We start from the raw sequence: 24,726 nt of genomic DNA, 5'->3' as shown, positions 1-24,726 counted from the left end.
TCCTTTTTTTACTAAAAATTCAAAAAAAAACGAATACTACGGGTTTTTATTAAAAAAAAATATTTTTTTTTGAAATAAGATCAGCCCAGTTAATCACTGGGGTTGTTTGTATAAATGAGCTGGTTTATAGTGGGTTGTTTTACTTCTTTATTTTGATATTTGTTTTTTATTTGTAAATTTACCATCTGTTTGTTAATAAATTAAGTTATTTTAACATATTTATTTTATTAAAATGGCTTTTTTATTGAGCATTAATTAATATTAATTTTTTTATCCTCCTCAGAATGAAAAACAAAATTACTTTAGCATTTTTAAGCCTGCTTTTTATAGGTGTCACTTACGCGCAAGATAGAAGGACTTGCCATGCAATGGAAAACTTAGAATACCGTAAATCTTTAGATCCAGAGCTTAAAAGAAAGATGGCAGAAATAGAGAGATTTACACAAAGAAAAATTACAGAGAAAGAAAGGTATCATGGAAAGGTATCGGGAGAAATAATAACACTACCAGTTGTTGTACATATATTATATACCAATTCAACAAATAATATTAGCGATGCACAGATCCAATCTCAGTTAGATGTATTGAATGCAGATTTTAGAAGAACAAACTCAGATGCAACTAATAAATGGTCTCAAGCAGCTGATACTCAAATAGAATTTAAACTAGCAACGATTGATCCTAATGGAAATCCAACAACAGGAATTACAAGAACAGCCGTTAGTACCGCTACTTGGGGAACTAATGATGCTATGAAAAAAACTTCTACAGGTGGGGTAAATGCTTGGAATACTGCGGAATACTTAAATATGTGGATTGTAGATAATATAAAAAGTGGATCAAATACTATTTTAGGTTATGCTCAGTTTCCTGGGGGAGACGCTTCTACAGATGGAGTGGTAATGGCAGATCAGTATTTCGGTACGGTAGGAACTGCTCAAGCGCCTTTTGATGGAGGTAGAACAACAACTCATGAAGTTGGTCACTACTTGAATTTACGTCATATTTGGGGAGATGGACCTTGTGGTTCAGATGATTTTGTTGCTGATACGCCAGAGTCTGATGCGCCGAATTATGGATGTGTTACAGGGCATAATTCTTGTGGTTCAGAAGATATGGTTCAAAATTATATGGACTATTCTGATGATTCATGTATGAATTTATTTACGGTAGGGCAAAAGAATAGAATGAGAGCTATTTTAGAAGCTGGTGGTTCTCGTAGAAGTTTAGCTTTATCAGATAAATTTGGTGAAGGAGCAACATGTACAGCTACAGTGCCTACTGGAGTTGCAACTTCAGGGGTAACTTCTTCAAGTGTGTCAGTAACTTGGTCTTCGGTATCAGGTGCAACTTATAGCGTAAGATATCGTATTGCAGGAAGTACTTCTTGGGTAACCAAAGATGTTGCTTCGACATCTACTACATTAAGTGGATTATCGGCATCAACTCAATATGAAATTCAGGTCCGTAGTAAGTGTACATCAGGAAATTCTAATTACAGTGCATCAGTGAGTGTTACAACTTCTACAGTAACTATTTCCTATTGTACCTCAAAAGGAGAAAATGTATCGGATGAGTACATACAACGTGTAGAGTTAGGAAGTATTGATAATAGTTCAGATGGAGGTAATGGGTACTCTGATTACACTTCAATATCAACAGATTTAATAAAAGGAGTATCAAATACGATAAAAATTACTCCAAAATGGAATGGAGCTGTATATAGTGAGGGTTATGGTGTTTGGATTGATTATAACGGAGATGGAGATTTTTCAGATGCAGGAGAAACAGTTTGGACAAAAGCACCTTCTAAGGATACTGCAGTTAGTGGTTCATTTAGCGTGCCATCATCAGCATTAGAAGGTTCAACAAGAATGCGCGTAGTTTTAAAATACAATGCAACTCCAAGCGCATGTGAAGGAGCTATATCTTATGGCGAGGTTGAAGATTATACAATACGTATAGTAGGAGCGAATTCTGATACTCAATCTCCAACGGCGCCAACAGGATTGTCAGTGTCTAATATCACGCAAACGACAGCAACGTTGAGTTGGTTAGCATCAACGGATAATGTAGGTGTAAAGGAATATGAAATTTTTAATGGAGGATCAAGCATAGGAGTAGTAACAGGAACATCGGCTAATATAACAGGTTTAACGGCAAATACGACTTATTCATATAGTGTAAAGTCAAAGGATGCAGCGGGTAATGTTTCAGAGTCAAGTAGTAGTTTAGTTTTTACAACTTTGGGAGTAGAGTTAAATTACTGTTCGTCAAAAGGAAATCGTTCTACATATGAGTGGATTGATTATGTATCTTTAGGAGGTATGAGTCATAGTAGCTCATCAGATGGCGGTTATGGAGATTTTACATCAAAAGTAGCGAATGTATCTCAAGGAAGTACGAACCAATTGATTGTTAGTGCAGGTTTTAGAAGTAGTTCATATACAGAATTTTTTACAGTATGGATTGATTTTAATCAAAATGGAGTTTTTGAATCAAGTGAGGAGGTAGTTTCAGGATCATCTAGAAGTTCATCAAACAGAACAGCAGAGATAACGATACCATCTTCGGCTAAATTAGGATCAACAAGAATGCGAGTTTCTATGAAGTATAATTCAAAATCAACTCCATGTGAGAGTTTTGCAGATGGCGAGGTCGAAGATTATACCGTAAATATTACCGCAGCAGGAACAAGTAGAGATTCAGAATTCTTAGATATTGAAGCTCTGGGGAATGAATCAGCAGATTATTTAGCAGTATTTCCAAATCCAACTACAAGCTATGTGAAAATAACATTGAGGTCGGCTAAAGGTTTAACGTATAAAATTGTAAATACCATTGGGCAGGTAGTGAAAGCAGGAGTTGTTAATGATGTTATTAATGTGTCTAAACTGAAATCAGGATTATACATATTAGAAGTTAATGATGGTCAGAAATCAAAAGCAGTTAAGTTGATGAAAAGATAAATCAGTTTATATTCAATATTATAGATTGCCAAAAAAGGGTTAGAAAGTATTTTCTAACCCTTTTTTTGATGGTTCTTTTTTATTATAAAACGTATGATTACGTATATGTATTTCCGTATTTATACTTATTTTGTATTTTTTGCAAAAAGGGTATTTTTGCTGAATATTATATATGTATATAATCTTTTTAATAAAAATATTTTATTAAATTTTGTTTTTTATTAAAAATAATTAAACCAACAAATTCCTTTATAATGAAAAAAAAGTATATTACAAGTGTGTTATTATCCCCTTTCTTTTTTATTGGATTGTCTTCTGTAGAAGCTCAAGAATTAAAAAAGATAAAACAGATTAAATTAGAAAAATCATCAAAATATTCTTTGGAAAGAGCACCTGAGCTATTAAAGAAAAAACTGAAAATGTCAGCTGAAGATCACCTGATGAGAGTTAAAACGGAAGTTGATGATTTAGGATTTACACATGAAAAATACCAACAATCATTTAAAGGAGTTAAAGTAGAATTTGCTACTTATATGGCTCATGCTAAGAAAGGAAAGTTAAAAACGATGAATGGGGAGTTTTATGATGTAGGAGCGGTAAATATTATACCTAAGCTTTCTAGGAAAGCTGCATTTGATAGAGCTTTAGAGCATACTGGAGCAGAAAAATATCTTTGGGAAACACCTGAAGCTGCGAAAGAGATGAATAATTATAAAAAACCTAAAGGAGAATTACTCATTTTACCTAAAGAAGTTATAGGAACTAAAGAAGCTAGGCTAGCTTATAAATTTGATATTTTTGCTACAAAACCTTTGAGTAGAGGATACTTATATATAGATGCTCATACAGGAGAAGCTTTATTTTTTAATGCAATTATAAAACATGCTGATAAATTTGGTCATATAGGAGCGGTTAAAAAATCAGAGAAAGTAGATGTAAAGAAAACTTTAAAAACGATGTTTGCTTCAGGAACGGCAGCAACTAGGTATAGTGGAACAAGAACTATTGAAACAACCTTAAGTGGGGCTAGTTATATTTTGGCAGATGCGACAAGAAAGATATATACTCGTGATGCTAAAAATCAAGGGCCTGGGTTTAATTATCCGTATGTAACTAATTATGATGAGTTTACGGATAATGATAATAATTGGACTTCTGCTGAGCATAGTACTAATAAGGATGATGCTGCTTTAGATGCACACTGGGGAGCTATGATGACGTATGATTATTTTAAGAACAACCATAATAGAGATAGTTATGATGGTAATGGAGCTCAAATTCGTAGTTATGTGCATGTAGATAATAATTATGATAATGCGTTTTGGAATGGGGCTGTTATGTCTTATGGAGATGGTTCTTCTAACGGGAGTGAAGGCAATGGTTATTTTGATGCTTTGACCTCAATAGATGTGGCTGCGCACGAAATAGGACATGCTATTTGTAGTCATACAGCAGATTTAGCTTATCAGAGAGAATCAGGAGGCTTGAATGAAGGTTTTTCAGATATTTGGGGAGCTGCAGTAGAGCATTTTGCAAAAGGAAATGGAAATGATTTAGCACCAGACGCTACAGTATGGTTGATAGGAGATGAAATTGATAGAAGAACAGGGTCGGTAGCATTGAGGTCTATGAGTAATCCAAATGAGAGAAATCAGCCAGATACATATGGAGGTACTTATTGGAAAGAGCCTAATTGTGGTACGCCAAGTCAATCTAATGATTACTGTGGAGTTCATACGAATTCAGGTGTTTTAAATTATTGGTTTTATTTGTTAACTGCAGGAGGAGCAGGAACAAATGATATTAATAATATGTTTAATGTTACGGCAATTGGAATGATAAAATCTGCTAAAATAGCCTATCGTACAGAAGCTAATTATTTATCAGCTAATGCTACTTTTGCAGATGCAAGGGCAGGTTCTATTACTGCAGCTACTGATTTGTATGGAGAAAATAGTGATGAGGTAAAATCTGTGACAAATGCATGGTATGCTGTTGGTGTTGGAGAAGCTTATGTAGAAAACTGTGCACTAGCTGCTCCGGGTGGATTTGAAAGTTCTAATATAAATGACAATGATTTTACGTTATCATGGACAGCTGTTTCAGAAGCAATTTCTTATATAGTAACAGTAAATGAGAGTTCATATACAGTAAATGGTACCTCTAAGTTAATTACAGGTTTAGTAGAGGGTACAACATATACTTGTACGGTAAAAGCAAATTGTTCTTCAGGAGGAAGTGGTGAAGTTTCTACAATTGCTGTAACTACTACAGGGGTTAAACCTATTTCTTATTGTACCTCAAAAGGAGAAAATGTATCGGATGAGTACATACAACGTGTAGAGTTAGGAAGTATTGATAATAGTTCAGATGGAGGTAATGGGTACTCTGATTACACTTCAATATCAACAGATTTAATAAAAGGAGTATCAAATACGATAAAAATTACTCCAAAATGGAATGGAGCTGTATATAGTGAGGGTTATGGTGTTTGGATTGATTATAACGGAGATGGAGATTTTTCAGATGCAGGAGAAACAGTTTGGACAAAAGCACCTTCTAAGGATACTGCAGTTAGTGGTTCATTTAGCGTGCCATCATCAGCATTAGAAGGTTCAACAAGAATGCGCGTAGTTTTAAAATACAATGCAACTCCAAGCGCATGTGAAGGAGCTATATCTTATGGCGAGGTTGAAGATTATACAATACATATAGTAGGGGCGAATTCTGATACTCAATCTCCAACGGCTCCAACAGGATTGTCAGTATCTAATATCACGCAAACGACAGCAACGTTGAGTTGGTTAGCATCAACGGATAATGTAGGTGTAAAGGAATATGAAATTTTTAATGGAGGATCAAGCATAGGAGTAGTAACAGGAACATCGGCTAATATAACAGGTTTAACGGCAAATACGACTTATTCATATAGTGTAAAGTCAAAGGATGCAGCGGGTAATGTTTCAGAGTCAAGTAGTAGTTTGGTTTTTACAACTTTGGGAGTAGAGTTAAATTACTGTTCGTCAAAAGGAAATCGTTCTACATATGAGTGGATTGATTATGTATCTTTAGGAGGTATGAGTCATAGTAGCTCATCAGATGGCGGTTATGGAGATTTTACATCAAAAGTAGCGAATGTATCTCAAGGAAGTACGAACCAATTGATTGTTAGTGCAGGTTTTAGAAGTAGTTCATATACAGAATTTTTTACAGTATGGATTGATTTTAATCAAAATGGAGTTTTTGAATCAAGTGAGGAGGTAGTTTCAGGATCATCTAGAAGTTCATCAAACAGAACAGCAGAGATAACGATACCATCTTCGGCTAAATTAGGATCAACAAGAATGCGAGTTTCTATGAAGTATAATTCAAAATCAACTCCATGTGAGAGTTTTGCAGATGGCGAGGTCGAAGATTATACTGTAAATATTACCGCAGCAGGAAGTTTTAATGGTATCTTTGAAGAAATCGAAGGAGAGCCTTTGGCAAGTGAAGCAGTCACTAGTTTTATGGTATTCCCTAACCCAGCAACAAACTTTGTACAGGTAAAATCAAATTCTAGCAATAATTTAGTTTATAAAATTGTAAATCCAATTGGGCAGGTAGTAAAAACAGGAAAAATGAAAGATGATAATGGTGTTGATGTTTCTAAATTGGAGCCAGGGTTATATATCATAGAGGTTAACGATGGTCAAAAATCAATGACTACTAATTTTGTTAAAGACTAAAATTGTCTTCATTAATATGCTAAAAGAGGGGTATATTTACTCCTCTTTTATAAGGTACGTATAATCCCGTATGCATATTTCAGTATTTATACCTATTTGAAATGTTTAAAGTAATATATACTTTTGAAGACGCTTAAACGAGAAGCTTTTTAATAAAAAACGACTTTCTAGAATAAGCGAAAACATTTTAAAATGTTGTATATTATAGGAATTAATATTGTTAATTATTATTAATAACTAGGTTCATTAAAAAATAAGCCCTTCATATTTTTAATAGAACTTTACTTAGAACCACCCTTACTGGGGTGGTTCTTTTGTTTTATTTAAGCTTTTAGGTGTTACACAAGTAGTAATAGCTTTTTGGCATGTAATTTGAGTAGGTTATGAACATAACTGTAAAATAAGGTTTATGAAAGCGATACAACTACTTTTTGTGTTTCTAACAACAATAATATTTACGTCATGTACAATAGATGATAGAGTTGATGATTTGATTTCTTTAGATGAATTAGTGTCTCAGTATGATTTATGGTATATAGATTATCATAGAACAGAAGGGAGAGGAGAAGTACCTTTTATAGCTAAATCTTTTACAGTTTCTTTTTTTAATGGCAAAATGTATGCAAATAATAATATTGTAGATATTGGCAAAACGGGAAATGGATTGGGGGTTTTGGTAGGAAACTATAGAGCATATAATGGGATTTTGGAGATGAGTCACCGTTTAGATGGAACATATGGTTTTGAAGTTGTTCAACTATCAAGCAATGAAATTAGGATTGATGATATATCTCAAAATGTAAGTTATTTTTTGATTGGTTATCAACGTAATAACTTTGATTATAATAAGCTTTTTTATGATAATATAGAATATTTCTTACAAGAATATATTGCTTGGGAAAGAATAGGTATTGAAGGAGGGGGTGCTGATGCATTTGATGATGAAACGTATTTGCAATTTACACCAGAGAACACTACTACATTTTATTCATCTCATGATCCTTTTGGCACGGATATTGAAAGTATTAGATGGGATTTTTCAGGGAATTACACGATCAAAGATCCTATAGGTATTACAAACTTAAAATATTTAACACTTAATTATGATAATGGAGATACTGAGGAGTTTGATTTGACCGTTATAAACGACGAAACAATTAGGTTGTATAATATAAATTCGAAAACAACATATGATTTTTCAGGGAGAGGGTTTGTAGAGTATTTGAGGCGTGATAAGCAAAGAACGGAATCTCCTGTAAGGAATGAAGGAAGAAAGCGTACTAAGATAAAAAGAGCAGTAGTACAGAAAAGAAATTAAAATAAAGTTTGGTTAGTTGATTTTTGGTTGGTTATTTTTTGATAACCAATTGAAAGAAAACCGCTTCCTTAGAAGCGGTTTTTTCTTTTTTAGAAGAAAAAGTTATCTTTAACAAAAATAAAAAAAATGATTTTAACCGCATTTATAACAGGAGCTACCTCTGGAATAGGTAGAGCTACAGCAGTACTTTTTGCCAGAAAAAAAATAAGATTGATTCTTTGTGGTAGAAGAAAAGATCGTTTAAGTTTCTTAGAAGAAGAGCTTGGTAAATACACAGAAGTTACTACATTGTCTTTTGACGTGAGTAAGAGAGATGCTGTTGTTACAGCAATAGGTAAGTTGCCAGAAAAGTTCCAAAAAATAGATATTTTAATAAACAATGCGGGAAATGCTCATGGCTTAAGCGCTATTCAAGATGGGAGTATAGATGATTGGGATGCAATGTTAGATATTAATGTAAAGGGCCTGCTATACGTATCAAAAGCAATTATTCCTAGAATGATAACCCAAAATCAAGGTTTTATTGTTAATATAGGCTCTATTGCAGGGAAAGAAGTGTATCCTAACGGAAATGTATATTGTGCATCGAAGCATGCTGTAAATGCTTTGAATAAGGCAATGAGAATAGATTTGAATGCATATAATATTAGAGTGTCAGCAATTCACCCTGGAGCTGTAGAAACAGCGTTTTCAGAAGTTCGTTTTAAAGGAGATATTGATAAAGCAAGAGAGGTTTATACTGGATATAAAGCGCTACAAGCAGAAGATATTGCAGATATTATTTATTTTGTAGTTACAAGACCTTATCATGTAAATATTGAAGATTTGGTAGTGTACCCAACAGCGCAGGCAAGTGCTACTATTTTGAATAAAAACTAAAATGATAAACAAACGGTTGCTTATTAAAAATTTACTTTCTCATAATGATGAAAATAGTTTTTACGATAAGAAGCAAAAAATTTCCTTAGATACAAAGGAAGGAAAAGCAAAGTTTTTAAAACATGTTTGCGCGCTTTCTAATTCCAATCCTTTTAATAATTCTTATATCGTAATTGGTGTTGAGGATGCAGAAAATAAAATAATAGGGGTTGACTTTTTTGATGATAGTAAGATACAGAACTTGGTAAATGCATATTTGAAAAACCCACCAAAAATTCAATATGAAAACGTTCCCTTTCCTCGTTTACCTAGGCATAAAGTGGTAGGGTTAGTTACTATTTTTCCAATTGAAGCAGTCACTTCTCTTATAAAAAAAGCATGGAAATACGAGAAAAACACAACTTTTTACAGGAGAGGTAGTAATTCTTTAGCAGGAAAAAGAGAAATGTTTAATATTCCTAATAATGCAAATTTTGTAAGCGCAATAGAGAAAAATGCAAGTAATAATATAGAGCTGACTTTGAATGGGGTCTTTGATTTTATAAATAATCATAAGCCAGAGTATAATCCAAGATATAAAGTGTTTAATGAGCAATTTGTGCTTTGCTGGGCGGGTAAAAGGTCAATGATTAATGGTCAAGAATTTTTGTCTAGGGTAGATATTGAGCTTATTAATGAACAGGTGCGTTTATTTTTTTCTTCCTTAGATGATGTTCAGATAAACTATAATGAAGATTCTTTTATTATCACAGAATATATTTTACTAGGAATAGATGAAAAAAAGCGTCATTATCCTTTAGAAAAAACGATTATCCATTTTAAAAATAATGGAAAGCATGATATTGTAAATGAATTTTTATTTAGTCCACCTCAATATAATAAAGATACTTTATGTTTTATTTATAATACGAATAATACTATAATTGATAAGATAGAAAAGAAAGAAATACTTTCTGAAAGAGAAGCACAAGATGTATTGAAAATGCCAACAACCTATTTGATTTGTTTCTTAAATGGCTTTTTAAAATCGTTAGAGCAGCTAAAAAAAGCAAGAAGATATATCAAATCTCTTGAAGATAAAACTACTTATGTAAAATATAAAGAAGCCATGAGAATATTGAGAAAAGTAACATATAACTAAAAAAATAGCTGGATATATTATTTATGACACCATCCTATAAAGTGTGTAAATTTATAACATCTAGCTACTTTTTTAATGTATTACTGGTGTAGTGGAGACTTTTCTTGCTTAAGAGAGTTTATTTTGTAGTACTTTTTCTTTCCTTTTTGAAAATAGCTGATAATTGCTTCATTTTCTTTTAATTTAAATGAGCAAGATTTTTTAGGGAGCTGATTGTGAAATTCTTTTTCCTTGTTTTTATGTAAAATCAAGTCATTTTTATTATTAACAGTTGAAGTATTGAAGTGTCCGCTCACAAAAATTTTATTAGCTATATTTTGAAGCTCTGCTTTTGTTTTTCTTCCTTGGTAATAAATACTATCAAATTCAATAGCTTTTTTAGAGTCGTAATTTATACGAACCCATGTGCCACTAACACCACGTATTCCTCCAGTGTAGTTGTAATAAGAAGCCTCTTTTATGGTAAAGGGAGGTGTTTTTTCAAAAGAAATACTTTTGCATTGAAAAATGCTGATGGTAAGAAGTATAAAGCCTATGTTTTTCATTGTGATTGATTTGATATACTATTAAAAAATTCAAGTATTATGCCAAGGTACAAATTAATATTAAAAACTTGGTTAATTTTACAGAATGATACATTTTAGTTATTGGGAACTTAAAGAATGGTTTACTGAGGTGGATTTCACAGTTATAGGAAGTGGAATTGTAGGCTTAAGTTGTGCTTTGGAGTTGCAAAAAAAACATCCAAAATCAAAAATTTTGATTTTGGAAAAAGGAGTACTTCCACAAGGAGCTAGTACTAAAAATGCAGGTTTTGCTTGTTTTGGAAGTTTATCAGAGTTGATAGATGATTTAAAGACACATACAGAAGAGGAGGTTTTTAATTTGGTTAAAAAACGTTGGGAAGGTTTAAAACTCTTACGTAAAAACATAGGAGATAAAAATATTGATTTTCAGCAAAATAAAGGGTTCGAGTTATTTCGTGACAAATCGTTTTATGAAGAATGCTTGGGCAAAAAAAAGCAGATTAATAAATTATTATATCCGTTGTTTAAAGCACCCGTTTTTTCAGTTAAGAATAACTTTTTTCAATTTAGTAATATTCAAGAGAATTATATTGTAAATCAATTTGAAGGGCAAATTGATACTGGAAAAATGATGGCTGAACTATTGTTGAAAGTCCAAAAATCAGGGATACGGATTTTAAATTCAACTAAGGTAGAGAGGTTTAATGAAGGAAGTAAAGTAGTTGTTGAAACAGATAAATATACATTTAAAACCAATAAATTATTTATTGCAACAAATGGGTTTGCGAAATCGTTGTTACAAGAAAAAGTGCAGCCTGCAAGAGCGCAAGTATTAATTACTTCTCCGATTGAAAATTTGCGTATAAAAGGAACTTTTCATTTAGATAAAGGATACTATTATTTTAGGAATATTAATAATAGAATTTTGTTTGGGGGAGGTAGGAATCTTGACTTTAAGGGAGAAGAAACTACCACCTTTGGAAAAACGGAGGTAATTCAGAGTTCTTTGGAAAAAATATTAAAAGAGGTTATTTTACCAAAAACAAGTTTTCAGGTAGCCCACAGATGGAGTGGGATTATGGGAGTTGGAAGCCAGAAAAAAGCAATTGTAAAGCAGGTGTCAGAAAATGTTTTTTGTGGTGTTAGGCTAGGAGGAATGGGAGTTGCTATTGGAAGTTTAGTAGGCAAAGAGCTAGCGGGTTTGTTGGCGTAGTATTTTTATTAAAAATTTATGGACGAAATAAGAAAGGTTTTATATGAAAAATGCATTGCATATGTAAATCAAAGATTACAAACGATAGAAGAGATTATTCAATCTAATCAAAAAGCATTGCAAACAGCAACTAAAAGTTCTGCGGGGGATAAACATGAAACAGAGAGAGCTATGTTACAATTAGAAATGGAGAAGGCAGGGCAGCAACTGGCTAATATTACAGAAATGAAAATAATTTTGGCAAAAATGAATATATCAGAAGAATCTGATAAAGCTCATTTAGGAAGTGTTATAAAAACGAATTTTGCGAATTACTTTTTGAGTATTTCTGCGGGTAAATTAGAGGTTCTGGGAGAATCTTATTTTGCAGTTTCTATTTCATCTCCTATAGGGAAGATATTGCTAGGAAAAGATAAAGGAGATGTTATCTCTTTTAATGCAAAAGAAATCATTATTCAACAAATATTTTGATTCATTCAAAACTATGGTATTTGAAAATAAATGATAGTATTTGTTTCTAAATCAATAGAGTTGTTGATAAAAATAGTTTGTTTTTTAAAAGCGACCTCAATGAGCCAATAGGCTCCTTTGTAATAAGAAGCTATAACAATTCCACTTAATATTGAGTGAGGTACTATTTTTATTTGATGAGGATATAGTAATATGCTTTTATTATGAAGAATTATTTCATTTACATCCTCAAATAAGGACGCAACATATTTAGTTTTAGGATTTTTATATAAATTACTAGGAGTATTACTAGCTACTATTTCTTGATTTTTAAGAACAATCATTTTGTCAGAAAAAGAAAGTGCATCATTTCCATCATGAGTAGCTATAATACAAGAGATGTTTTTTTCTTTTAAATATGTAAATAGTTTTCGACGTAATGAGTTTTTTTTGAAATTGTCTATCTGACTGAAAGGTTCATCTAGGAGTAGGAGCTCAGGTTCTTTTGCTAGCGCTCTTGCTATTGCTACACGCTGTTGTTGACCCCCACTTAGATTCTTAACTTTTGTATTTGCAAATTCGGTCATTTCAATTACACCGAGAAGCTCGTTGGTTCTTTTTTGTGCTTCCTCAGGGTAAAAGCGAGACAAGAATTTCTTTATATTTTCACTAACTGAAATAAAAGGCATCAAATCAAAGTCTTGAGCAACATGTTTGAAAAAGTTGATACCTGGAACTAGGTGATGCTTTGGACCTAAAATTTTGATATCATTCCAAAATAAAGAACCTTTATCTATGTCTAATAAACCATAAATGATTTTTAATAAAGTAGATTTACCACAACCGCTTTCTCCCATTATACATAGTTGTTCTCCTTTGTCAACGGTAAAACTGATATTTTTAAGTACAGTGCTTTCTGTATCGTGTGAGAATTTTACGTTATTTACTTTTAACACAGTGACATGGAATTTAGTAATGGCATTGTAATCAGTTTATATTTTAAGCACTTCTTTCTATATAACGAATAATGCTTTTGGCAATATCTTTATTGGTAGCTACTTCAATTCCTTCTAATCCAGGAGAAGAGTTTACCTCTAAAATTAAAGGACCTCTATCAGATTGCAACATGTCCACGCCAGCAACTCCTAATTTCATTGCTTTAACAGCTTTTAGGGCTGCGTTTTCTTCATCTTCGGTTAATTCTATGATTTCTGCTGAACCCCCTCTATGTAAATTAGACCTGAATTCACCTTCTTTGCCTTGACGTTTTATAGCTCCTACAACAACGCCATCTACTACAAAAGCCCTTATATCAGCTCCTTTTGCTTCTTTGATAAATTCTTGTACAATTACACGAGCTTTTAAACCATTGAAAGCTTCTAAAACAGATTCTGCTGCTTTTTTTGTTTCTGCTAAAACAACACCTAATCCTTGAGTTCCTTCTAGTAATTTGATGATTAGTGGAGCTCCTCCTACTTTTTTAATAACTTCGGAAGTGTCTTTTGAGTAATTTGTAAAAACTGTTTTAGGTAGTCCTAAATTGGCTCTAGAAAGTACCTGTAGGCTGCTTAGTTTGTCTCTCGATCTTACTAAGGCTTGAGATTCAACTACCGAAAATACTTTCATCATCTCAAATTGACGAACTACAGCTGTGCCGTAAAAGGTAACTGATGCTCCAATACGTGGTATAATTGCATCAACGTCTGTTACCAATTCATGATTATATACAATAGCTGGTTTCTTTTTTTCAATGATTAAGTCGCATTTAGTGTGGTCTAAAATTAGCATTTGATGCCCCCTTTTCTCTCCCGCTTCAAATAAGCGCTTGGTTGAATAAGATTGAGGGTTTCGAGAAAGAATGACAATTTTCATTTTCTATGTTTTTTTAGATGTGATATTTTCTTGCGAAACATCCACTATAAATTTTTTAGTTAAAAATTTTCGCCCCATTAAGGCAGGTGTAGTCATTTTACTCCTATCTGCCAATGAAAACTTCATTTTATATTTTTTTCCAAAGAATACTACTGTAGTATCTACAATATATCTTTCCTCTTTTTGTCCATTTGAACTTCGTATCACTTTTTTGGAATACGAAGTTGTTCTAATTAATTTACCATTATATTTTTTTGTACCTGGGCATAGTAGCTTAAACTCTAAAGTACCATCTTGTTCCATAATATGGTTACAATGAATGGATGAGGTATATGCTCCTGTATCTATTTTGATAGGGAGCTCTTCTATTTCCCAATTTAAAAATGATATTTTTTCAACCCTACCAATTATTTTCATAATTTAAAAATTAAGGAACACGAATTACTTATTAATTTTTGAAATATACAATATCTTTTTTTAATTTTTAGAAACAAAAAAAACCGAGATTTTTATCTCGGTTTTTTGAAGTTTATAGCTGAAATTTTTTACCAGATTTTAACTCTTTCTTCTGGTTTTAGATACATCTTATCTCCTTCTTTTACACCAAAAGCTTTATAAAAAGCATTTACATTTTTTAAAGGCATATAAGCTCTATATTGCCCAGGAGCATGTGTATTGGTCATAATTAAGTTTTTCAAAGCTTCGTCACGCATTTTAGTTCTCCATATAGTTGCCCAAGAAAGGAAAAAACGTTGCTCAGGAGAGTATCCATCTATTTTTTCTGGACGCCCATTTTTACTTAAGAAAATTTGTAACCCTTCATAAGCAGCTTGAACACCTCCTAGGTCTCCAATATTTTCACCTAAGGTGTAAGCGCCATTTAAATGCATACTATCAATAGCAATAATATCACTGTATTGCTTTACTAGTTTGCTGCCTACTTCCTTAAATTTTTTAGAATCCTCTTCTGTCCACCAGTTTTTAAGGTTTCCATCACCATCAAAACGGGCTCCAGAATCATCAAAGCTATGAGAAATTTCATGCCCGATAACAGCACCGATACCACCATAATTAACAGCCTCATCGGCTTTGTAGTTGTAAAAAGGAGGTTGTAAAATAGCGGCTGGGAATACAATTTCATTATTTAAAGGGTTGAAGTAGGCATTTACTGTTTGTGGAGACATTCCCCATTCAGTTCTATCTACTTCTTTCCCTAATTTAGCCATGTTTTTATCGTAATTCCATCTTCTGATGTTCATTGCATTATTAAAATAAGTACCGCCTTCTTCTAACCCTTTTATTTGTAGTTTAGAATAATCTTTCCATTTATCTGGGTATGCTATTTTAACACTTAATTTATGTAATTTGTCTAAAGCCTTTTGCTTAGTTTCTTTACTCATCCATGGTAATTGTGCAATGCGGTTTTCAAAACCAAGCATTACATTGTCAATCATTTCTTTGGCTTTTTTCTTTGCTTCAGGTGGAAATTTAGCGGCTACATATAGTTTGCCTAAAGCTTCACCAATAGCACCGTTTAAATTGTTTAAAGCGCGTTCGTCTCTAGGACGCTGTTGCTTAGCACCACGCATTTCTTTACTGTAAAATTCCCAATTTGCTTTTTCTAAATCAGTAGATAATATTGATAGGGAATTGTTGATGGCGCTCCAACGTAGCAATAACTTGATGTCTTCTACAGAGCGATTCTTGAAAATTTCGCTCATTGCTTTGAAGTAGCCAGGGTCAGTAACAATAATCGTATCAATATTAGCAATGCCAATACCTTTTAAATAAGCATTCCAATCAATAGCAGGAGCTAGTTTTTGCAATTCAGCTACAGTCATAGGATTGTATATCTTACGAGTGTCTCTTCGCTCTTCTTTAGACATCATTGGTGTTGCTAAACTTTTTTCGAAAGTAATGATTGTAGCAGCATTCTTTTTAGCATCAGCCTCGTTATCTCCGAATTCTTTCAGTATTTTTTCAACAAATTCTTGGTATTTTTCTAATTTATCTTTTACCTTATCATCAACATAGTAATCTCTAGACAAACCAAGGCTGCTGCCATTTAAATAGCCAGTATTCATACTGCTATTTTTTAGGTCATTAAAAACACTGAAACTATAGAAACCACCTCCGCCATAAGGGGTCATATCAGTGATGTAGGTTTGAATATCCTCTTTTGTTTTTATTTTATCAATTTTAGCTAAGAAAGGAGTTAAAGGAGTCTTTCCTTGTTTGTTTCTAGCTACAGTATCCATGATAGTTTTGTAGTAGTTTACTGCTTTTTCTTGATCAGAAGCCATTTCATTCCCATTAGTATCCTTTACTTTAGGGAAATTTCCTTCTTGAATAGCTTTATTTAGGATTGCTAAAACATCAGCATCTGTTTTTTTGCGAAGCTGATTAAAGCCTCCCCAAGAGGTTTGATCGTCAGGGATTTTTGTGTTGTCCAACCATGTTCCGTTGACAAATCGGAAAAAATCGTCGGTTGGTTTTACAGAGGTATCCATGTTCTCCAGTACAATTCCCGCAACCTTTTCTTTTTCCTTTGGTTTTTCTGTTTTACAAGCAATAATTCCTAAGGAAGCAATTGCCGACACATAAAATGCTCTTTTTATGGTTTTCATTGGTATTAATTTATTAGGTTGATTTTGTATTAATCAATTAGTATAAAAGAAAAATGATTTGTTACATTTTTTATTAATTACTTAATTTAGGGAGCTCATTAAAATCCATATTAAACAATGTAAAACCGAATATATCAGCGTATTGATCAATTGTTTTGCTGATAGGAGTTCCTGCGCCATGACCAGCATTGGTTTCTATTCGAATCAAAATAGGATTTTTTCCTGTTTGCTTATCCTGAAGTTCAGCAGCGAACTTAAAACTATGAGCAGGAACAACCCTATCGTCATGGTCTCCTGTTGTAATCATTGTAGCAGGATATTCAACGCCTGATTTGACATTGTGCACAGGTGAGTACCCTTTCAGGTACTTGAACATTTCTTCACTCTGCTCAGCAGTACCATAATCATATGCCCATCCTGCTCCGGCGGTAAATGTGTGGTAACGTAGCATATCTAAAACCCCCACGGCAGGAAGAGCCACTTTCATTAAGTCAGGTCGTTGTGTCATGGTTGCTCCTACTAGTAACCCTCCATTAGAACCTCCGCGAATAGCCAAGTAATTTGATGAAGTGTAGTTTTCTTGAATTAAGAATTCAGCAGCAGCAATAAAATCATCAAAAACGTTTTGTTTTTTTAATTGAGTTCCTGCATCGTGCCATTTTTTACCATACTCGCCACCTCCGCGTAAATTAGCAACGGCATATATTCCCCCTTGTTCCATCCATACAGCATTTGCCACACTGAAGTTAGGTGTTAAGCTAATATTAAACCCTCCATACCCGTATAATATAGTTGGGTTTTTTCCATTTAATGGAATTCCTTTTTTATGGGTGATAATCATAGGTACTTTTGTGCCGTCTTTAGAAGTGTAAAAAACTTGTTTTGTTTCGTAGTTTTCGGATTTAAAAGAAATAGCTGGTTTCCAGTAGAGCTCATAAGTTCCATCTTGAGGGTTGAACTTATAAGAGGAGCTAGGGGTGTTGTAGTTTGTGAAAGAAAAATAAATTTCTTTAGCTTTTGTTTTTCCGCTAAAACCACCAACAGATCCTTTTCCTGGCAACTTTACTTCTCGGATTAATTTTCCATTGAAATCATACTGTACTACTTTAGAAATAGCATCAACCATATATTCAGCAAAGAAAAATCCAGCTCCAGTGGAAGGGTTTAGTACGTTTTTAGTTTCAGGTATAAAGTCTTTCCAATTTGTCGATTCAGGTTTTTTTGCGTCAGCAATGATTATTTTTTTATTAGGAGCGTTGAGATTGGTTACCATGTATAGTTTATCATCTCTACTATCTATAACATAAGTATCGCTATCATAGTTATCTATAATTGTAATTAACTTGCTTTTAGGGTTTGTAAGATCTTTTAAAAATAATTTGTTTCCAGAAGTGGAAGTGGAAGCGGAGATGATTAAATACTTGTCGTCTTCGGTTAATTGACCACTAACATAACGGTTCTTTTCTGAAGGAATAGCTCCAAAAATAACTAAATCGGATTTTTGAGGGGTGTTTAATTTGTGGTAATATAGTTTGTGTTGATCTGTTTTTGCAGATAATTCACTTCCCACAGGTTTATCGTAACTAGAGTAGTAAAAGCCTTCATCTCCTTTCCAAGCAATTTCAGAAAATTTTACATCGATTAAGGTATCTCCAATAATTTTTTTATCGACGGTATTCATAACAATAATTTTCCTCCAATCACTACCTCCTTCAGAAATTGAGTAGGCAACAATGTTTCCAGATTTAGAGAAGCTAACACTACCTAGAGAGGTTGTTCCGTCTTCGGAAAAAGAGTTCGGGTCTAAGAAAACTTCCTCTTTTCCTTCTTGATCCTTTCTATACAATATGTGTTGATTTTGTAGTCCGTTATTTTTATAAAAATAAGTAAAGTTTCCTTCTTGGAATGGAGTGCCTATTTTTTCGTAGTTCCATAGTTCAGTCAAACGCTTTTTTAGCTGTTGTCTATATGTTATTTTGTTTAAGAAATTAAATGTCACTTCATTTTCCTCTTGGACCCATTTTTTGGTTTCTTTGCTGGTGTCATCTTCTAGCCATCGATAGTTATCTGTTATAGAGGTGTTGAAATAATTGTCTGTAACAGGAAGTTTAGTAGTGTTTGGATAAGTCACAATAGATGCTCTTTTTTTCTCTTCTTCTTTGCATGATATGAGTAGTGTAGTTACGCAAAGAATAGGAATAATTAATTTTTTCATTTCTTGAGGTTGAGTTTGATAATGCTTTCAAATTTATACGAAAAAGAGCTTTATGAGTAAAAATTTAAGAGGATTTTAACAAAAAAGAATGTTTTTGTAATTTTTAATACTTTAAAACGTCTATTTTTATATAAAAAACAAAGATGACAGAAAATTTAACAAAAGAAGGTTTTATAGAAAAAATCTTCAATTATGAAGAAAGTAAAGAGTTTGTGTATAAAGGTAAAATACCAGCACTTATAGATTTTTATGCTGATTGGTGTGGTCCTTGTAAAGCATTAGCACCTGTATTGGACGAACTAGGTAAAGAGTATGAAGGGAAGCTTAATATTTATAAAATAAATACTGAAGTAGAGCAAGAATTAGCTGCTGTTTTTGGTATTAGAAGTATCCCTTCTATGTTATTTTGCCCTATTGGAGAAGATCCACAAATGGCTAATGGAGCATTGCCTAAAAAACAGTTAGAGCAAATTATAAGAGATGTTTTAAAGGTGGAAAAATAGAAGGTAAATTTATGACTTTAGGAAGTTAAAAAAGTAGCACAATTTGTGTTGCTTTTTTTTGTGCAAAGAGGTTTTTGATAAAGTCAGTAAATATCACTAGGGAGCGTTTTTAATGTATTTTAATGTGTTGGTTTTCAAACGATTATTCGTTTTGTTTTTTTATGTTTTTTTTCGTTAAAAAAGCAAGATTGTTAAAAACTTCGAAGTTTTGTGGATAAGTATCACTTTGGTTTTGAAGCATTTTTTTGAACCTTTGTTAATCCGTTTTTTCGGGTATAAAAAGCAACTAAAATAATATAAAATTGATGTCAGTTATAGAACCTATTTTACGAGAAAATAAAGATAGATTTGTTATTTTTCCAATCCAGCATAATGACTTATGGGAGTGGTATAAGAAACAACAAGCCTGTTTTTGGACTGCAGAAGAAATTGATTTGCATCAAGATTTAACTGACTGGAATTCGAAATTATCAGATGATGAGCGTTACTTTATTAAGCATATTTTAGCATTCTTTGCAGCTTCTGATGGAATTGTAAATGAAAATTTAGCAGAAAATTTTGTGAATGAAGTTCAATATTCTGAAGCGAAATTTTTCTATGGATTTCAGATTATGATGGAAAATATTCATTCAGAAACTTACTCTTTATTGATAGATACTTATGTGAAAAATGAGGAAGAAAAGGATAGATTATTCAGAGCTATAGAAGTTTTTCCTGCCATTAAGAAAAAAGCAGATTGGGCTTTAAAATGGATAGAATCTGATTCCTTTGCAGAAAGGTTGATAGCCTTTGCAGCAGTTGAAGGAATTTTCTTTTCAGGAGCTTTCTGTTCTATTTTTTGGTTGAAAAAAAGAGGGTTACTACCAGGGTTAACTTTCTCAAATGAATTAATTTCTCGTGACGAAGGAATGCACTGTGATTTTGCAGTACACTTGCACAATAATCATATTGTAAATAAAGTTTCTAAAGAGCGTATAAGAGAAATTATTGTAAATGCTTTGGCTATTGAAAGAGAATTTATAACAGAGTCACTCCCTGTTAGTTTGATAGGTATGAACGCTAAGCTAATGACGCAGTACTTAGAGTTTGTAACTGATAGGCTGCTATTGGAATTTGGATGTGAAAAAGAGTATAATGCAACAAATCCATTTGATTTCATGGAAATGATTTCATTAGAAGGAAAAACAAATTTCTTTGAAAAACGAGTGTCAGAATATCAAAAGGCAGGCGTTAAATCAGGAGGAACTGGAAGTATTAGTTTCGATGCTGATTTTTAAATAAAAGCGAACTTTTCTACTGTTATCCCCTGTTTACAGTAATAATGGTTAAGGTGTACTAATACATTTTAATCAAATAGTTTCCTACGCGAAACGCAAAAAAAATAAAAACACCAAATAGTGGATGCTTTGGTGAATTAATAACCCAATTTAAAAGTAATTGAATATGTATGTAGTAAAAAGAGATGGCAAGAAAGAGCCTGTGATGTTCGATAAAATCACTGCAAGAGTTAGGAAAATGTGCTATGGATTGAACACAATTGTAGATCCTGTAAAGGTAGCAATGCGCGTAATAGAGGGGTTGTATGACGGGGTGAGTACTTCTGAGTTAGATAGCTTGGCAGCAGAAATAGCCGCTACCATGACTACTGCACATCCTGATTATGCTAAATTGGCAGCTCGTATAGCAGTTTCTAATTTACATAAAAATACGAAGAAATCATTTTCTGAAACAATGATTGATTTGTATGAGTATGTGAATCCTCGTACAGGAAAAAAAGCTCCTCTATTAGCTGATGATGTGTATAAAATAATAATGGATAATTCGGAGAAGTTAGATTCAACGATTATTTATAGTAGAGATTTTAATTATGATTTTTTTGGTTTTAAAACGTTAGAGCGTTCATACCTATTAAAATTAAATGGAAATATTGTTGAGCGTCCACAACATATGCTAATGCGTGTTTCTATAGGTATTCACAAACATGATATTGACGAAGCTATTGCTACATACGAATTAATGAGTAAAAAGTATTTTACTCACGCTACGCCAACGTTATTTAATTCAGGAACGCCAAAACCACAAATGTCATCGTGCTTTTTATTACAAATGCAAGATGATAGTATTGATGGAATTTATGACACATTAAAACAAACAGCAAAAATTTCACAGTCTGCGGGAGGAATAGGTTTGTCTATTCATAATATTCGTGCAACAGGTTCTTATATTAGAGGAACAAATGGAACTTCTAACGGAATTGTACCAATGCTAAAGGTGTTTAATGATACGGCACGTTATGTAGATCAAGGAGGAGGAAAACGAAAAGGATCTTTTGCGATGTATATTGAGCCATGGCATGCAGATATTTATGATTTTTTAGATTTAAAGAAAAATCATGGTAAAGAAGAAATGAGAGCACGTGATCTATTTTACGCGATGTGGATTTCTGATTTATTTATGAAGCGAGTACAAGAGGATGGTCAATGGACACTGATGTGCCCAAATGAATGCCCACATTTATACGATACCTATGGAGATGATTTTGAACGATTATATGTTGGTTATGAAGAAGCTGGGAAAGGAAGGAAAACAATAAAAGCACGTGATTTATGGGAGAAAATATTGGAATCTCAAATAGAAACAGGAACACCATATATGCTATATAAGGATGCTGTAAACCGTAAAACGAATCACAAAAATTTGGGAACAATTCGTTCTTCAAATCTATGTACAGAAATTATGGAATATACATCAAATGACGAGGTAGCCGTTTGTAATTTAGCGTCTATTGCTTTACCTATGTTTATTTCAGAGAGAGAAAATGGAGAAAAGTATTTTAATCATAAAAAGTTATTTGACGTAACCAAAAAGGTAACTCGTAATTTAGACACAGTAATTGATATGAATTACTATCCTGTAAAAGAAGCTGAAAACTCTAACTTTCGTCATAGGCCAGTAGGTCTAGGGGTGCAAGGGCTAGCAGATGCTTTTATCACACTGCGTTTACCTTTTACCTCAGAAGAAGCTAAAAAATTAAATCAAGAAATATTTGAAACAATATATTTTGCGGCAGTAACTTCGTCTATGGAAATTGCGAAAGCAAAAGGAGCTTACTCAACATTTAAAGGATCTCCAATGTCTGAAGGAGAGTTTCAATTTAATATGTGGGGAATTAATGAAGATGATTTAAGTGGTAATTGGGACTGGAAAAAACTGCGTAAAAACGTAATAAAACATGGTGTAAGAAATTCGTTATTAGTAGCTCCAATGCCAACAGCATCAACCTCTCAAATTCTAGGGAATAATGAAGCTTTTGAGCCATATACATCTAATATTTATACTCGTAGAGTATTGTCGGGAGAGTTTATTGTTGTAAATAAGCATTTGTTGGAAGACTTAGTAGAATTAGGTTTATGGGATAATAGTATGAAAGAAGAAATTATGAGGGCTAATGGTTCTATTCAGCATATTGAGGCAATTCCACAAGATTTAAAGGATCTATATAAAACAGTTTGGGAAATGAGTATGAAAGATATCATTGATATGGCGCGCCATAGAGGATATTTTATTGATCAGTCTCAGTCATTAAACTTATTTATGAAAGATCCTGATTTTGCAAAACTAACGTCAATGCATTTTTATGCTTGGAAATCAGGGTTAAAAACAGGAATGTACTATTTACGAACAAAATCGGCTGTAAATGCAATTCAATTCACACTTTCGAAAGAAAAGAAAAAAGAAGATAAGTCAATTAGTTCAGATGAATTTAAAGCAATGATAGATGCTTCTAAAAATGGAGAAGCAGATGATTGTTTAATGTGTGGATCATAATTGTTTATAAGAATTAAATTAAAACGGATAAGGAGAGAGGTAGTAATGCTTCTCTTTTTTTGTAAATTCGGCAAAATTTTTAACAATGATGAATTGGGAACAACTTCTTTCTTTAAAGCGATTTGGAGACACGCAAAAACGTGAACGCGCAAAACAAGATGAAACTCGCTTAGGTTTCGAGGTAGATTTTGATAGGATTATTTTTTCATCTGCTTTTCGTAGCTTACAAGATAAAACACAGGTAATTCCACTCTCCGAAACAGATTTTGTGCATACAAGATTAACTCATAGTTTAGAAGTTTCAGTAGTTGGTAGAACATTAGGAAGAAGAGTAGGTAAGGTGCTATTGGAACGCCACCCTAATTTGGTATCACTGGGGTATACTTTTAATGATTTTGGAGCTATTGTGGCGGCGTCTTCAGTAATGCATGATATAGGAAATCCTCCTTTTGGGCATTCAGGAGAGAAGGCTATTGGAGAGTATTTTAACACAGGGAAAGGACGCCAATATCAAACTCAATTGACTCAAAAAGAATACCAAGACCTTATAGATTTTGAAGGAAATGCAAATGGATTCAAAATATTAACGGAAAGTAAGAAAGGAATCTCAGGAGGACTGCGATTGTCATATGCAACTTTAGGAGCTTTCTTAAAATACCCCAAAGAAAGCTTACCTAAGAAACCAACGAAGCATATTGTAGATAAGAAATATGGATTTTTTCAGTCGGAGAAAGATGCGTTTATAGACCTAGCTAACGATTTGGGATTAAAGAAGAAGGCATCAGAAGGGGCAATTTCTTATTATAGGCATCCTTTGGCTTATTTAGTAGAGGCAGCAGATGATATTTGCTATACAATTATAGATTTTGAAGATGGAATTAACTTAGGTTTAATAGAAGAGGAACTTGCTTTAGAATTTATGGTTAAATTGGTAAAAGACACTATTGATATTAAAAAATATAACTCGCTAAAACATAAAAAAAATAGGGTCAGCTATTTAAGAGCATTGGCTATTGGGGTTTTAATTAATGAGGCCGTAGCTATTTTCTTAGCTAATGAAAAAGCTATCTTAAGTGGGAGCTTTGAAAAGTCGCTATTAGATAAATGTAAGTATGAAGCTCAAATTAATGATATTATAAAAACAAGTGTCGCTAAAATTTATCAAAGTAAGGAAGTTGTAGAAAAAGAGGTTGCGGGGTATAAGATTATAGCAGATTTGTTAGATGTTTTTGTAACAGCTTTGAATCATAAATTTGATAATATAGCCTCTAATTATGATGAATTAGTATTGAAAATTTTACCTGAAGAATACCAATTAGAAAAAGAAAATTTATATGATAGAATTATGCAAATATGTAGCTATATCGCTGGATTATCCGATGGCTATGCTATTAGATTACATAAAAAAATAATGGGAAATATTATTTAATCTTAAGATAAATAATTAGATTTGGGA

Annotated in this window: 17 protein-coding genes; 11 read left to right on the top strand and 6 right to left on the bottom strand. The window is 32.8% G+C overall.

Annotated elements, in window-relative coordinates; translation table 11 throughout:
- Nucleotides 1-284: 284 nt before the first annotated feature.
- The 5 genes from MARIT_RS15095 (at nt 285) to MARIT_RS15075 (ending at nt 10,035) form a co-directional block, all read left to right on the top strand.
- A complete protein-coding gene (locus MARIT_RS15095; RefSeq protein ID WP_100211947.1) occupies nt 285-2,969 on the top strand; it encodes a GEVED domain-containing protein in 2,685 nt (894 codons plus the stop codon).
- 254 nt (nt 2,970-3,223) lie between these two features.
- Nucleotides 3,224-6,697, top strand: coding sequence for a M4 family metallopeptidase (locus tag MARIT_RS15090; protein ID WP_100211946.1), 3,474 nt, complete (start codon nt 3,224-3,226; stop codon nt 6,695-6,697).
- A gap of 409 nt (nt 6,698-7,106) precedes the next feature.
- Nucleotides 7,107-8,015 (top strand): hypothetical protein, encoded by a 909-nt coding sequence (locus MARIT_RS15085; RefSeq protein ID WP_100211945.1) that lies wholly within the window; start codon nt 7,107-7,109, stop codon nt 8,013-8,015.
- Between the two features lie 126 nt (nt 8,016-8,141).
- The gene (locus tag MARIT_RS15080; RefSeq protein ID WP_024741107.1) at nt 8,142-8,894 is read left to right on the top strand and encodes an SDR family NAD(P)-dependent oxidoreductase; all 753 of its coding nucleotides are present in this window, start codon (nt 8,142-8,144) and stop codon (nt 8,892-8,894) included.
- Between the two features lies 1 nt (nt 8,895).
- The gene (locus MARIT_RS15075; protein ID WP_024741106.1) at nt 8,896-10,035 is read left to right on the top strand and encodes an ATP-binding protein; all 1,140 of its coding nucleotides are present in this window, start codon (nt 8,896-8,898) and stop codon (nt 10,033-10,035) included.
- 80 nt (nt 10,036-10,115) lie between these two features.
- Here MARIT_RS15075 and MARIT_RS15070 read toward each other — a convergent pair whose 3' ends face one another.
- On the bottom strand, nt 10,116-10,580 hold the full coding sequence (locus tag MARIT_RS15070; protein WP_100211944.1) for a hypothetical protein: 465 nt from the start codon (nt 10,578-10,580) through the stop codon (nt 10,116-10,118).
- Between the two features lie 88 nt (nt 10,581-10,668).
- Between MARIT_RS15070 and MARIT_RS15065 the strand changes: the two genes are divergently transcribed.
- A complete protein-coding gene (locus tag MARIT_RS15065; RefSeq protein WP_024741104.1) occupies nt 10,669-11,775 on the top strand; it encodes an NAD(P)/FAD-dependent oxidoreductase in 1,107 nt (368 codons plus the stop codon).
- An 18-nt stretch (nt 11,776-11,793) separates the two neighbouring features.
- Entirely contained in the window at nt 11,794-12,246 is a 453-nt protein-coding gene (locus MARIT_RS15060; protein WP_024741103.1) for a 3-oxoacyl-ACP synthase, read from the top strand.
- Nucleotides 12,247-12,257: 11 nt separating this feature from the next.
- Here MARIT_RS15060 and MARIT_RS15055 read toward each other — a convergent pair whose 3' ends face one another.
- From MARIT_RS15055 to MARIT_RS15035, 5 genes are all read right to left on the bottom strand, one after another.
- Nucleotides 12,258-13,181 carry an ABC transporter ATP-binding protein gene (locus MARIT_RS15055; protein ID WP_100211943.1) on the bottom strand — a complete coding sequence of 308 codons (924 nt, stop codon included), beginning with the start codon at nt 13,179-13,181 and terminating at the stop codon, nt 12,258-12,260.
- Nucleotides 13,182-13,224: 43 nt separating this feature from the next.
- A complete protein-coding gene (gene rimK / locus MARIT_RS15050; RefSeq protein ID WP_024741101.1) occupies nt 13,225-14,097 on the bottom strand; it encodes a 30S ribosomal protein S6--L-glutamate ligase in 873 nt (290 codons plus the stop codon).
- Between the two features lie 3 nt (nt 14,098-14,100).
- Nucleotides 14,101-14,514, bottom strand: a complete 414-nt coding sequence (locus MARIT_RS15045) for an ATP-dependent zinc protease family protein (RefSeq protein ID WP_100211942.1) — start codon at nt 14,512-14,514, stop codon at nt 14,101-14,103.
- Between the two features lie 128 nt (nt 14,515-14,642).
- Entirely contained in the window at nt 14,643-16,724 is a 2,082-nt protein-coding gene (locus MARIT_RS15040; RefSeq protein WP_100211941.1) for a M13 family metallopeptidase, read from the bottom strand.
- A 73-nt stretch (nt 16,725-16,797) separates the two neighbouring features.
- On the bottom strand, nt 16,798-18,939 hold the full coding sequence (locus MARIT_RS15035) for a prolyl oligopeptidase family serine peptidase (protein ID WP_100211940.1): 2,142 nt from the start codon (nt 18,937-18,939) through the stop codon (nt 16,798-16,800).
- A 143-nt stretch (nt 18,940-19,082) separates the two neighbouring features.
- Here MARIT_RS15035 and trxA point away from each other — a divergent pair, with 143 nt between their 5' ends.
- The 4 genes from trxA to MARIT_RS15015 all read left to right on the top strand — a co-directional run bounded on the left by trxA (nt 19,083) and on the right by MARIT_RS15015 (nt 24,699).
- Nucleotides 19,083-19,442: a thioredoxin gene (gene trxA, locus MARIT_RS15030; protein WP_024741097.1), complete on the top strand. Its 360-nt coding sequence runs from the start codon at nt 19,083-19,085 to the stop codon at nt 19,440-19,442.
- Between the two features lie 305 nt (nt 19,443-19,747).
- Nucleotides 19,748-20,719 (top strand): ribonucleotide-diphosphate reductase subunit beta, encoded by a 972-nt coding sequence (locus tag MARIT_RS15025; protein ID WP_100211939.1) that lies wholly within the window; start codon nt 19,748-19,750, stop codon nt 20,717-20,719.
- Nucleotides 20,720-20,885: 166 nt separating this feature from the next.
- Nucleotides 20,886-23,270 carry a ribonucleoside-diphosphate reductase subunit alpha gene (locus MARIT_RS15020; protein ID WP_024741095.1) on the top strand — a complete coding sequence of 795 codons (2,385 nt, stop codon included), beginning with the start codon at nt 20,886-20,888 and terminating at the stop codon, nt 23,268-23,270.
- An 88-nt stretch (nt 23,271-23,358) separates the two neighbouring features.
- Nucleotides 23,359-24,699, top strand: a complete 1,341-nt coding sequence (locus MARIT_RS15015; protein ID WP_024741094.1) for a deoxyguanosinetriphosphate triphosphohydrolase — start codon at nt 23,359-23,361, stop codon at nt 24,697-24,699.
- Nucleotides 24,700-24,726: the final 27 nt, after the last annotated feature.

This window comes from Tenacibaculum maritimum NCIMB 2154, from assembly GCF_900119795.1.
Lineage (GTDB): Bacteria > Bacteroidota > Bacteroidia > Flavobacteriales > Flavobacteriaceae > Polaribacter > Polaribacter maritimus.
This window is presented reverse-complemented; position numbering and strand designations above follow the sequence as displayed.

Bases quoted from the DNA above. Each gene is read 5' to 3' on its own strand.
- MARIT_RS15095 (WP_100211947.1), top strand. From the start codon at position 285: ATGAAAAACAAAATTACTTTAGCATTTTTAAGCCTGCTTTTTATAGGT.
- MARIT_RS15090 (WP_100211946.1), top strand. From the start codon at position 3,224: ATGAAAAAAAAGTATATTACAAGTGTGTTATTATCCCCTTTCTTTTTT.
- MARIT_RS15085 (WP_100211945.1), top strand. From the start codon at position 7,107: ATGAAAGCGATACAACTACTTTTTGTGTTTCTAACAACAATAATATTT.
- MARIT_RS15080 (WP_024741107.1), top strand. From the start codon at position 8,142: ATGATTTTAACCGCATTTATAACAGGAGCTACCTCTGGAATAGGTAGA.
- MARIT_RS15075 (WP_024741106.1), top strand. From the start codon at position 8,896: ATGATAAACAAACGGTTGCTTATTAAAAATTTACTTTCTCATAATGAT.
- MARIT_RS15070 (WP_100211944.1), bottom strand. From the start codon at position 10,580: ATGAAAAACATAGGCTTTATACTTCTTACCATCAGCATTTTTCAATGC.
- MARIT_RS15060 (WP_024741103.1), top strand. From the start codon at position 11,794: ATGGACGAAATAAGAAAGGTTTTATATGAAAAATGCATTGCATATGTA.
- rimK (WP_024741101.1), bottom strand. From the start codon at position 14,097: ATGAAAATTGTCATTCTTTCTCGAAACCCTCAATCTTATTCAACCAAG.
- MARIT_RS15045 (WP_100211942.1), bottom strand. From the start codon at position 14,514: ATGAAAATAATTGGTAGGGTTGAAAAAATATCATTTTTAAATTGGGAA.
- MARIT_RS15040 (WP_100211941.1), bottom strand. From the start codon at position 16,724: ATGAAAACCATAAAAAGAGCATTTTATGTGTCGGCAATTGCTTCCTTA.
- MARIT_RS15035 (WP_100211940.1), bottom strand. From the start codon at position 18,939: ATGAAAAAATTAATTATTCCTATTCTTTGCGTAACTACACTACTCATA.
- trxA (WP_024741097.1), top strand. From the start codon at position 19,083: ATGACAGAAAATTTAACAAAAGAAGGTTTTATAGAAAAAATCTTCAAT.
- MARIT_RS15025 (WP_100211939.1), top strand. From the start codon at position 19,748: ATGTCAGTTATAGAACCTATTTTACGAGAAAATAAAGATAGATTTGTT.
- MARIT_RS15020 (WP_024741095.1), top strand. From the start codon at position 20,886: ATGTATGTAGTAAAAAGAGATGGCAAGAAAGAGCCTGTGATGTTCGAT.
- MARIT_RS15015 (WP_024741094.1), top strand. From the start codon at position 23,359: ATGAATTGGGAACAACTTCTTTCTTTAAAGCGATTTGGAGACACGCAA.